This window comes from Actinophytocola sp. (assembly GCF_049647105.1).
Classification (GTDB): domain Bacteria; phylum Actinomycetota; class Actinomycetes; order Mycobacteriales; family Pseudonocardiaceae; genus Actinophytocola.
In genome coordinates this window covers 89047-99732 of record NZ_JBARWZ010000121.1, presented here as the reverse complement: position 1 = coordinate 99732, position 10686 = coordinate 89047, and the positions used below count along the sequence as shown (strand labels likewise).

Sequence of the window (10686 nt, the reverse complement as noted above, 5' to 3'; positions counted from 1 at the left end):
GTGCTGGCCTGCGACGCGCACGCCGGGGCCGTGCCGCCGCCGAGCTCCGCCGCGGCCGCCGCGATGGCGGCCGAGAAGTAGCTCGCCTGGGTGTACACGCCAGGGTTCTGCGGGCGGGCACAGCCGTAGCCCCAGCTCGTGATGCCGATCTGGACCCACTCACCCGCGTTGTCGCGGCGGAACATCGGGCCGCCCGAGTCACCCTGGCAGGTGTCGATGCCGCCGTTGTCCCAGTCGCCGGAGCAGATCTCCTCGGCGGGCACCAGCTCGCTGTACGCGCTGCCGCACTGCGTGTCGTCGATGAACGGCACGTCGGCCTTCAGCTGGTACCGCTGCTGCGCGCCGCCCTCGGAGGCCGCACCCCAGCCCGCGATCGTGAACGTCCCACTGTCGTAGTCGCCACTGGTGGCGACCGCGAGCGTCGGGACGTCGACCGCCCGCTCAAGGCGGATCAGGGCCCAGTCATCACCGGACGGATTGTTGTAGCCCGGTGCCCGGTAGACGTAGTTCGAGCGGACGGTGATCGCCGCCGGGTCCTGCAGGTCGACCACACCCAGCGTGGCCGTGATGGAGGTGTTGGCGCCGGTCGCGGGCACGCAGTGGCCCGCGGTCAGCACCAGCTGCTGGGTGTACATCGCCCCGCCGCAACCCATCGACAGGCGCACCATCCACGGGAACTCGCCCTGGGCGGCTGGCGTGCCGCCCACGACGTACGGCTGGAAGTCGTCCGGCGGCGGAGCTGCCACCGCCTGCCCGGTTGCCGTGCCGAGCACGGCGGCGGCCGCCACCGTGACGAATGCGAGCCGTTGTCTCCAGGAGTGCATCTGGTTCCTTTCAGTGGGGATCAGCGGGATCAGAAGGTCAGGCGCCACAGATCGATGTAGCCGGTGTCGGCGCTGTAGGTGTCGCGGACCTGAAGGCGCCACGTGCCGTTCGCGACCTCGCTGGACGCGTTCACCGTGTAGGTGGTGTTCACGTTGTCGGCGGAGTCGCTGGTGGACGAGTTCTTCAGCCGGTAGGCGGTGCCGTCCGGGGCGAGCAGGTCGATCACCAGGTCACCTCGGAAGGTGTGCTTGATGTCGACCGCCACCTGCAGGTCCGACGGCGCGTTGCCGGTGATCCCGGTGGCCGTGACCGAGCTGGTCACCGCGGCACCCGCGTCCGGGATGTTGACGTTCGTGGCGTTCTCGAACGACGGTCCGGCAGGCGGCGGCTCGGAACCGTCGCAGGTGGCGCCGATGATGCGTGCCGGGCAGTCCGAGTAGTCCAGCAGGGTGAGCACGGCGTCGCGGTTGCGCGTGGTCTCCCGGCTGATCACCTCGTCGGGCGGGTAGAAGCCGTTGAGGCCACCGCTCGAGGGGTACATCTCGAAGGTGTACGAGTAGACCTTGTGGACGCCCCACAGCCAGTCGTCGATCGAGCCGTCGGTGATGTAGAGATCCGAGGCCTGTTCCGGCGTGTAGCCGTTGGAGGAGGCCATCTGGCGGCCCAGCGTGGAGAACACCTGGTAGTCCTGGGCGGTCATGCCAGGGGCGGTGTCGTTGTAGGTGTAGCCGTACGGCCAGAGCACCAGCTCGCTGAACGTGTGGAAGTCGATGTTCGTCTTGATCTGCTGCACGCCACCGACAACGCGGCTGTTCACGAAGTTGATGACGTTGCGGACCTCCGGCGCGGAGCCGGCCGACGGCCCGCGGTAGGTCTCACTGGACGTGCTGCCGGACGAGCCGCCACAGCAGCCCCACTGGAAGGGCCAGTTGCGGTTCAGGTCGGTGCCGACGTTCGAGCTGCCCGAGTTCGGCTGCCGGTTCTTGCGCCAGCCCGCGTACGAGCCGGTGCGGATGTCCCACTCGCCGCCGTCCGGGTTGAGGTCCGGGATGATCCAGATCTCGCGCGAGTTCACCAGGTTCGTGATGCGGCTGTCGGTGCCGTACTTGTCGGTGAACTCGGAGAGGACGTAGAGCGCCATCTCGATGGTGAGGTGCTCACGGGCGTGCTGGTGGGCGGTGAAGAGGATCTCGGGCTCGTTCTCGTCGGTGCCCGCGTTGTCGGAGATCTTCAGCGCGACCTGCTGCCGGCCCTCGTAGGAGTTGCCGATGGCGGTCTTCGTGAGGATGTTCGGGTGGTCGGCGACGGCCTGGTTGATGACGGCCGTCATCTCCGCGTAGTTGTGGTAGTTCGAGTCCGCGGCGGGGAAGTCGAGCGGCGTCGCGTCCTGGGTGTGCGGCAGGCTGTCCTGCTTCTCGGGGGTGAGCCCGAGTCCCTCGATGGCGTGGATCTCCTCGGCCGTGGCGGTGACGTTCAACGCGCCGTGCTCGAAGGAGTTGATGACGGCCCCGGTGGCGGCGATCTTGTTCCGGGCCTCGACGGTCTTGACTCCGTCGATGAAGTACTCGGCGGAGTCACGTCCCTCGGGGTCGGACGCCGCACTTCCGGTCATGGACATGACAAGGGTCAGGGCGGCAAGCGCCCCGACCACGATGGACGGGCGTGTGTGTCTCACGCGTTCCTCCCACAGGGGACGCCGACCGGGCGGGCCGGCGCTGGAGGTTGATCTTCAGTTGTTGGCCGCACACCGCCGAACCTCGTGGTGCTTCGTTGCCGAGGTGCCCTCACGGTCGGCGTACGCCCGATAGCTGATAGTTCCCTCGCCGAGCCCGCCTTCACAAGAGGGCGGCCTTCCCAGTTCACAGACAGCCCATGGGATGGGCGAATGGACAAAATGGTGACAGTTCGGTCCGGAAATTGCGTTCCCTGCTGACGCGATCGTTGATTGTGCGATGTTCGAGATGGCAGGACGGAGCACACCATGGCAGATGTCATGACCTATCGCCTCGGCAGTCAGGGTCCCGGCGACCTCCAGCGCATTGTGGACGATCTGCTCGCCTCGGTCCCCGGTGATCCGGAGCTCGCCGACGAGATCCGAGCGCGGAATGTCGACCCGGACATGCTTGGCGCCGGTTCGATCACCGTGTCGGCGAACGGAGCTGGGCTTGATCCGGCGACCGTCGCGCTCGTGATCGCTTTTGTCGCACCACCCGTGATCGACATCTGGAAGGACCTGCTGCTGCCGCGAATTCGCCGCCGGTGGGGAATCAACGCGGTGGGGCCCTCGGTCGAGGAGGAAGCCGGACGCGAATGAACCGGACACTGCTGGAACCCAGTGCCCACAACGCGTTGGTCGCCAGGTGGGCCTGGTACGCGTGCATCGACAACGAAGACGGCGAATCGAACAACGACGAGACGTACCGCATCGTTCGAGGGCTGATCGAAGGGATCGTGAAGGGCGAGGCCGGCGCGGCGGACGGTGCGCCGCCGGACCGTTACGCCGAGATTCTCCTGGAAAAGATCACCGCGGCCGTCGGCGGTCCGTACGCGGCGGCACGGGATCGCATTCTGCGATCTTACCGGCCCTATCTCCGCAAGCTCGCGAAGGCGAACAGCGATCCGTTCGAAAAACTCTGCGTGGTCGTCGCGAAGGCAGCCGCCACCTGGTACCGGCACCACCAGGTGGCGGTACCCAGGAATCTGGTTTCGAGTTTGCGGATCAGGATCGACCACGACCCGGATCCACTCGACCAGAGCTTCGAATCCCCGTTCACCGGCGCCGCCGCGGTCCACCTCGGCTGCCATATGGAGCAGTGCTGCGTCGGCACCAAGAGGCACCTGCAGACGCTGCGCCTGACGCTCGTCCCGGGCAGCTTCGAGAACGACGCGCTCAGTGCGCTGCCGTTCGTGCTGTTCCACGAGTGCGTCAGCCACGTCATGCAGGGCCCGTGGGACGAGGGGCGACAGGCGCCGGACCCGGCGAGCCAGTTCGCCGAGGGGTGGATGGATCTCGCTGCCCGCACCGTGTTCGAACACGTGCTGCACAACCGCGTCCCGTGTGAACGGGTCGAGCTGATCCCGCATGCGCACCGGCGGGACTTCTTCGAGAGCGGCGGAAGACGGATGTGCGACGCCCGGCACAAGGTGTCGTCGCGGCTGGCTCGTGCCGCGAACCGCCGGGCCGAAGGGTGGCGGGCGGCGACCAGCACCCTGCAGGCGATGCAGCGTGCCGGTATACCGGACGAGGTGTTCCTGCGGTTGTCGTTCGAGCTCAACACCTCGGCACTCAGCCCGGCCGCGCGGGACACGCTCGTCCAGCGGTTCCGCGCGGCATTCAACCCGGACCAGCGGTTTGCCCGGCATTCGGCGCGGGCGGCGCTGCTCGCGGCGCTCGTCCGGTACCGCGAGGACGGATGTCTCGAGCGGCTCGTCGAGACGGCCGGGACGACGGCGACGCTCAACGGCCGTGCCCGGCTCGGACTTCAGCACGTCTCGAAGTGATCTCGAGGTGTAACAACTACCGTTTGTCAGATGACTAATGAGTCAGTTACGCTGAAACTTCGCGCATTGGGAGGTGGCCCATGCTGGAGCGCTATCGCACCCTTGCCGCGATGATTCAGTTGGCTGACTTCACCACCGCTGACCTCGCTGAACTCAGCGGTGTACAGCTCACCTCCATCCGCACCGTGCTGAAACGGGAAGGCGACCTGCTCGAACGCGTCGAAACCGTTCCTCGTGGCAGCAGGTCCGGACGTGGTGGCCGGTACGTGCGGTACCGGCTTGCGCCGGGAGCGCTGGAGAGCATTGCCGAGGAGCTGCGGGTACTGGAGCAGACCGGCAGGCTGAACCGGCAGGCGCGGGCACTCGCGACTCCGGCACCCGACGATGAGGTGCCGTCCGGTCTGCTGGCCGCAGAGCACGTCCTGATCGATCAACTGCCCTCGGCGGACGAGGCAGAGAAACGGGAGCTGCTCGAGCTGGCGTCGGTGTCCATCGCGAGCGCGACCGAGAGCTGGGATCTCGTCGAGCTGGGGCTGCTCGGGCGGGCCGGGCAACTGCACGCGCGCGCCGCGTTGCTGCTGCACGACCTGGCGGTCGCCGAGCTGGACGCACCCGATCCTGGCGACCCCGCGACCCAGGCGTTGTTCCGGGATCTGCGCCAGCGGCACCGGCTCGTACGCAGATTCGCCCGCCGGGTGCCGGAGTTCGACCTGATGAACGTGATCGACGAGCGGGTCGAGATCATCCGATGCCTGCTCGGCGCGCCAGAGTCCGCCTCGATGGTGGTGGTCACACCGGACGAGGGAAGCGTGCCGCCCGAGGTCGACGCCGCCGCGAAGGAGCTGGGGTACGAGCACGTCGACCTGTCGCATTTCGCCGACGTCAAGCGCGTATGGAAGCTGATGCCCTCGGTGTGTGTCCTGGCGTTGCCGTCGGACCGCCCGTCCAGGGTGGGCCCGACGGTCGAGCGGTTCCTGACGGTCAAGCCGCCACTCGCGGGCGGGCTTGTCGTCAGTTCGCGGTTCAACCGGACGATCAACCAGGTCACCGCGGGGCTGGCGGTGCGGTACATGGCGACGGACGGGGTGCCGTCCGCCGACCTCAACGGGGTGTTCTCCGACATGGCACCGCTGGTGGACCCGAGCGCTGATTGAACGGGGCCCGCCTCCCGGCATCAAAGGCTCTAACGCAGGCGCGTCTTCTTCATCAGTCGCAGCGACGCCGCCATGAATCGTGAATACGCCCCGTGCGGCATCCACTTCGGCGGGTTCAGCATGTCAACCTTCTGTGCCGCAACGGATTGCACCTCCGTGTACCGCAGCAACCCTTCCGCGCCATGGCGCCGACCCAGCCCGGAAGCACCCATCCCGCCCATCGGCGCGTCCGTCGACCCGAACGCCGACGCGTACCCGTCGTTCACGTTGACGGTCCCCGTGCGCAGCCGTGCCGCCACCTGACTCGCCCGCACCAGATCCCGCCCGTACACGCTCGCGTTCAAACCGTAGTCCGTGTCGTTCGCGAGCGACACGGCCTCGGCCTCCGTCGCGTACGGGTACAGCGTCACCACCGGCCCGAACGTCTCCGACGCGTGGCACAGCATGTCCGGCGTGACGTCCGTCAGTACCGTCGGCTCGTAGAAGTACGGCCCCAGATCCGGCCGTGGCCGCCCACCGGTCAGCACCGTCGCGCCCTTCGCACGCGCGTCGTCCACGTGCTCCGACACCGTCTTCAGCGCCCGCTGCGACGTCAGCGACCCGATGTCGGCACTGTAGGAGTACCCCGCCTCCTGCCGCAGCCGCCCCGCCTCCGCGACGAACGCGTCCGCGAACCTGTCGAAGATCGCGTCCGGCACGTAGATCCGTTCCAGTGAAAGGCAGAGCTGCCCCGCGTTCGCGAAACACCCACGCACCGCCGACCGCGCCGTCACCGCCACGTCCGCGTCGTCCAGCACGATCATCGGGTTCTTGCCGCCAAGCTCCAGCGAGCACCCGATCAGCCGCTCACCCGCACGCGCCCCGATCAGCGCGCCGGTGCTCGTCGAACCCGTAAACCCTATGTAGTCACAGGTGTCCACTACCGCGCCACCGATCGTGGGACCGTCGCCCAGCACCACCTGCAGCAGATCCTCGGGCAGGCCCGCCCGGTACAGCAGGTCGGCACCGAACAGCGGGCTCAGTGCGGTCTGGCTGTCCGGCTTCACCACCACCCCGTTGCCCGCGATCAGCGCCGGGATCAGGTCGCCGAGCGCCAGCGCGAACGGGTAGTTCCACGGCGAGATGATCCCGACGACACCCTTCGGCTGCCGCAGCTCGGTGAGCTTGATCGCGGCCGGCAGCAGGCCGGCCCTCTTCTTGGGGCGCAACAACTTCCGCGCCGTGCGCAGGTAGTAGCTCGTCACCAGCGCCGGCTCGCACAGCTCCTCGAACGCGTCACGGCGCGACTTGCCGGTCTCGGCCTGCAGCAGGTCGATGAGGATTTCGCGGTCCCGGATCAGCAGCGCGTGGAACCGGTGGAAGACGGCGAGCCGGTCCTCGACCGGCCGTGCCGCCCACTCCTGCTGTGCGCGGGCCGCCCGTTCGTACGCGGTGTGCACGTCGGTGACCGTCGACGAGGGCAACACCGCCAGGTCGCCGCCCGTGAAGACCTCCGTCGACGTGTAGGTGTCCGAAGTGGACGCACAGACGCGAGTGTGCAGCGTGTCGAGGAGCGTGTCGGTCAGTGCGGGCGGGCGGCTCATCCGCTGATCTCCCGGTCGGTCGTCGGCGCGCTGGCGGCGGCGCGGGCCTCGTACTCGCGGCGTGCTTCCGGTGACGCTCCGAGCAGGATCTGGTCACCCTTGAGTGTGCGCGACACCCATTCGGCTGCCGCGCGGGGAAGCAGGCGCGTGAAGCGGAACGTCGCGTCGAGTGACCGAGGTACGAACACATCGAACTTGGGCCGCTGCAACGTCTTCACGATCGCGTCGGCGACGTCGGACGCCTCGATCGACTTGATGAACCGCGCGTCGGTGAGACCGGACGCGAGCTCGGTGCGCACGATGGCAGGCATGATCACGGAGATCTCGACACCCGAGCCGCGCAGCTCGGCGCGGACGGCCTCGGACAGCCCGACGACACCGTGCTTGGTCGCGCAGTACGTCGCACCGCCGGGGAAACCGGCCTTGCCCGCGGCGGACGCGATGTTGACGATGTGCCCGGTCCCCCGGGGCCGCATGCGGCGCACGCCTTCGCGGGTGCCGTGGATGACGGCGTGCAGGTTGATGGCGAGCTGGTGCGCGGTGGTGCGGTCGTCCTCGTCCTCGAGTGGGCCGAGCGGCATGATCCCCGCGTTGTTGATCAGTACGTCGATGGGCCCGAGCTGCTTCTCGACGTCGTCGAGGAACCGCGAGAACCCGCCGCGGTCGGTGACGTCGAGCGGAAGGGCGACGGCGTCACCGCCGATGTCGTCCGCCGTCCCCTTGGCGACATCAAGGTCGAGGTCGCCGATGGCGATCGAGGCCCCGTTCTTGACCAGGGCAGAAGCCGTAGCGGCGCCGATCCCGCGACCACCCCCGGTGATCACGACAACCTTCCCGGCCAGTGAACGAGGACGCCGCGCCATCGAAACTCCTGACATACAATCCAGCAGGAATGTTTCCCCGAGCATCCCAGCCCCCAGAACACAACGCAATACCACCGCGAGTCCTCGGTTCAGAACCCGCGAGTCTTCGGTTCAGAACCCGCGAGTCTTCGGTTCAGAACCCGCGAGTCCACCGTTCGGGACCCGCGAGTCTTCGGTTCGGGACCCGCGAGTCCACCGTTCGGGACCCGCGAGTTCAACCCATATGACCCGCGAGACTGACAGTTGTCCACAGGTCGGCGCTTGTCGGCGAACCGGGGACGCCGCGCCTGGCACCGTGTCCGGCGTGATCGAACTTCCTCCCGGACGCCACGGCGCCCACCGTCGTGCCGACCTCCATCGGGACCTCGGCGTGCTCGGGGTGCGCGCGTTCAGCGCGAAGGACGCCTGGTCAGGGTGACGAGAGACGTACTGGTCGACCGGACCCGGCAGCTCGAGTTCCACACGCGTGCCGCGCGGCGGCGCTGTTGGTGGCCGGCGAACACGCGGTGCTCACCAGCCACACCGCGGCGGCGCTGTTCGGCTGTGACGTCGCCGACTTAGGCCGCGTCCACGTGCTCGTCGCCTACGACCGGCCGCTCCGGCCGACGGCCGACATCGCGGTGCACCACGGCAGTTACGACGAACAGGACGTCATGGTGCTCGACGGCCTGCGGGTCTACGCCCTCGAGTGCGCACTCACCGAGTTGCTCTGCCGTGCGTCCCGCCCGACTGCCCTCGCTTGCGCCGACCAGGCCCTCGCGATGACGCCACCGAACGAGCGAACCGAGTTTCGCGCGGAGGTGGCGCACCGGATCACGGTCCGGAAGGACCGTCGCGGGACGCGGCGCGCGGAGATCCTGCTCGACCTCGCGACGGGGCTGGCCGAGTCACCCGCGGAGAGCTGGCTCCTGCTGGGGCTGTTCGACGCCGGGCTCCCGATCCCGGCTCAGCAGGTGCCGGTGGCGGATCTCGACGGGAACGTGCGATGCCGACTGGATTTCGCGTGGGAGGAGCCGCGGGTGGCCCTGGAGTACGAGGGGTTCGCGGCTCATGTCAACCGGGTGGAGCGGGACGTCGCGCGCGAGGACTACCTGCGTCGGATGGGGTGGACGGTGTTCAGGGCGACGGCCGCGGATCTGAAGGAGCCCGCCGAGTTGCACGCCGCGATCCGGCGGGCGTTCTGGCGCCGGGTCGCGGCGTAGCGACCGCGATCGTCGAACTCGGAAGTCGTGCGGGTTGAACTCGCGGGTCCTGAACCGAAGACTCGCGGGTCCTGAATCGAAGACTCGCGGGTCCTGAACCGTGGACTCGCGGGTTCTGAACGGTGGACTCGCGGGTTCTGAACGGTGGACTCGCGGGTTCTGAACGGTGGACTCGCGGGTTCTGAACCGTGGACTCGCGGGTTCTGAACCGTGGACTCGCGGGTTCTGAACCGTGGACTCGCGGGTTCTGAACGGTGGACTCGCGGGTTCTGAACGGTGGACTCGCGGGTTCTGAACGGTGGACTCGCGGGTCCTGAACGGTGGACTCGCGGGTTCTGAACCGTGGACTCGCGGGGTCACGCGTGGGTTTGTAGGTCGGTGGTGGTGCGTTCTTTGTCTCGGTTCTGGATGTCGGTGCTGCCGTGCAGGTGGGGGTGTTCTGGGGTGTGGTGGTTGTTGCGTTCGAGGCCGTAGACGACGAGGGCGACGATCACGATGAGTACCAGGAGTTCCATGGCACTAAGTTTGCGCTCGACGCATTGCTGCCAACAGTGGCAGGACAGACCTTGTGCGATAAAATCCTGCCATCTACTCTGGAGGCATGCTGAAGACCGTCGCCGCCGTCGTGATCGACAAGGTCGCGCCCTTCGAGTTCGGGGTCGTCTGCGAGGTGTTCGGCATCGACCGGACCGAAGAAGGGGTGCCGGCGTTCGACTTCCTCGTCTGCGGTGAGCGGCCCGGCGAACCGCTCCCGACCAGCGTCGGGGCGCAGCTCGTCCCCGCCAACGGGCTCGACGCCGTCGAGCGGGCCGACCTCGTCGCCGTGCCCGCCGCGACGCTGCGCGACGACTACCCGCCCGCCGTCCTCGACGCCCTCCGCGGGGCCGCCGACCGCGGCGCCACCCTGCTGTCCGTCTGCAGTGGCGCGTTCATCCTCGGTGCCGCGGGCCTGCTCGACGGCCGCCACTGCACCACCCACTGGCGGCACGGGCAGCAACTCCTCGATCGCTTCCCGTCGATCAAGCTCGACCCCGACGTCCTGTTCGTCGACGACGGCAACATCATCACCAGCGCGGGCACCGCGGCTGGGATCGACGCGTGCCTGCACCTCGTGCGCAGGGAACTGGGCTCGCACGTCGCCAACGTGATCGCGCGCCGCATGGTGGTGCCGCCACAGCGCGACGGCGGCCAGCGCCAGTACGTCGAACTCCCGATCCCAGAGTGCACCGCCGACAGCCTCTCGCCGATCCTCACCTGGTTGCTCGGCAACCTGCGGGTCGAGCACACGGTCGCGGACCTGGCCCGTCGTGCGCAGATGTCCGAGCGCACGTTCGCGCGCCGGTTCGTCGCGGAGACCGGCACGACGCCGAACAAGTGGCTCACCATGCAGCGCGTACTGCGGGCGCGCCAGCTCCTCGAGGCCACCCCCATGAGCGTCGAGGAGGTCGCCGACGAGTGCGGCTTCGGCTCCGCCGCACTGATGCGCCACCACTTCTACAAGATCGTCGGTGTCGCGCCGAAGGACTACCGGCGCACGTTCGGTGCCGCGACGGCCTGA

10 protein-coding genes are annotated in these 10686 nt (G+C 68.2%); 5 read left to right on the top strand and 5 right to left on the bottom strand.

The features are described from left to right. Positions 1-824, bottom strand: an 824-nt coding sequence (locus WBA97_RS15140) for a S1 family peptidase (RefSeq protein ID WP_424231435.1), incomplete at its 3' end; no start/stop codon positions are given. A 29-nt stretch (positions 825-853) separates the two neighbouring features. Beyond that, positions 854-2500 carry a M14 family metallopeptidase gene (locus WBA97_RS15135; RefSeq protein ID WP_424231434.1) on the bottom strand — a complete coding sequence of 549 codons (1647 nt, stop codon included), beginning with the start codon at positions 2498-2500 and terminating at the stop codon, positions 854-856. Positions 2501-2806: 306 nt separating this feature from the next. Here WBA97_RS15135 and WBA97_RS15130 point away from each other — a divergent pair, with 306 nt between their 5' ends. From WBA97_RS15130 to WBA97_RS15120, 3 genes are all read left to right on the top strand, one after another. After that, on the top strand, positions 2807-3139 hold the full coding sequence (locus WBA97_RS15130; protein WP_424231433.1) for a hypothetical protein: 333 nt from the start codon (positions 2807-2809) through the stop codon (positions 3137-3139). Further along, complete coding sequence (locus WBA97_RS15125; RefSeq protein ID WP_424231432.1) at positions 3136-4326, top strand: hypothetical protein; 1191 nt, start codon at positions 3136-3138, stop codon at positions 4324-4326. Before WBA97_RS15130 ends, WBA97_RS15125 begins: the two co-directional genes overlap by 4 nt. An 80-nt stretch (positions 4327-4406) precedes the next feature. Then, a complete protein-coding gene (locus tag WBA97_RS15120) occupies positions 4407-5480 on the top strand; it encodes a hypothetical protein (RefSeq protein WP_424231431.1) in 1074 nt (357 codons plus the stop codon). Positions 5481-5509: 29 nt separating this feature from the next. Here WBA97_RS15120 and WBA97_RS15115 read toward each other — a convergent pair whose 3' ends face one another. Both WBA97_RS15115 and WBA97_RS15110 read right to left on the bottom strand, forming a co-directional pair. Further along, complete coding sequence (locus WBA97_RS15115) at positions 5510-7063, bottom strand: succinic semialdehyde dehydrogenase (RefSeq protein WP_424231430.1); 1554 nt, start codon at positions 7061-7063, stop codon at positions 5510-5512. Next, a complete protein-coding gene (locus tag WBA97_RS15110; protein ID WP_424231429.1) occupies positions 7060-7926 on the bottom strand; it encodes an SDR family oxidoreductase in 867 nt (288 codons plus the stop codon). Before WBA97_RS15110 ends, WBA97_RS15115 begins: the two co-directional genes overlap by 4 nt. Positions 7927-8414: 488 nt before the next feature. On the opposite strand from WBA97_RS15110, the gene WBA97_RS15105 reads away from it, so the two are divergent. Continuing rightward, the gene (locus tag WBA97_RS15105; protein ID WP_424231428.1) at positions 8415-9128 is read left to right on the top strand and encodes a DUF559 domain-containing protein; all 714 of its coding nucleotides are present in this window, start codon (positions 8415-8417) and stop codon (positions 9126-9128) included. Between the two features lie 356 nt (positions 9129-9484). On the opposite strand, the gene WBA97_RS15100 is transcribed toward WBA97_RS15105, so the two are convergent. Continuing rightward, a complete protein-coding gene (locus WBA97_RS15100) occupies positions 9485-9643 on the bottom strand; it encodes a hypothetical protein (RefSeq protein WP_424231427.1) in 159 nt (52 codons plus the stop codon). 86 nt (positions 9644-9729) lie between these two features. On the opposite strand from WBA97_RS15100, the gene WBA97_RS15095 reads away from it, so the two are divergent. Next, complete coding sequence (locus tag WBA97_RS15095; RefSeq protein WP_424231426.1) at positions 9730-10686, top strand: helix-turn-helix domain-containing protein; 957 nt, start codon at positions 9730-9732, stop codon at positions 10684-10686.

Coding starts and splice junctions, on each gene's coding strand:
- WBA97_RS15125 (WP_424231432.1), top strand. CDS start 3,136: ATGAACCGGACACTGCTGGAACCCAGTGCCCACAACGCGTTGGTCGCC.
- WBA97_RS15130 (WP_424231433.1), top strand. CDS start 2,807: ATGGCAGATGTCATGACCTATCGCCTCGGCAGTCAGGGTCCCGGCGAC.
- WBA97_RS15100 (WP_424231427.1), bottom strand. CDS start 9,643: ATGGAACTCCTGGTACTCATCGTGATCGTCGCCCTCGTCGTCTACGGC.
- WBA97_RS15120 (WP_424231431.1), top strand. CDS start 4,407: ATGCTGGAGCGCTATCGCACCCTTGCCGCGATGATTCAGTTGGCTGAC.
- WBA97_RS15095 (WP_424231426.1), top strand. CDS start 9,730: ATGCTGAAGACCGTCGCCGCCGTCGTGATCGACAAGGTCGCGCCCTTC.
- WBA97_RS15115 (WP_424231430.1), bottom strand. CDS start 7,063: ATGAGCCGCCCGCCCGCACTGACCGACACGCTCCTCGACACGCTGCAC.
- WBA97_RS15110 (WP_424231429.1), bottom strand. CDS start 7,926: ATGGCGCGGCGTCCTCGTTCACTGGCCGGGAAGGTTGTCGTGATCACC.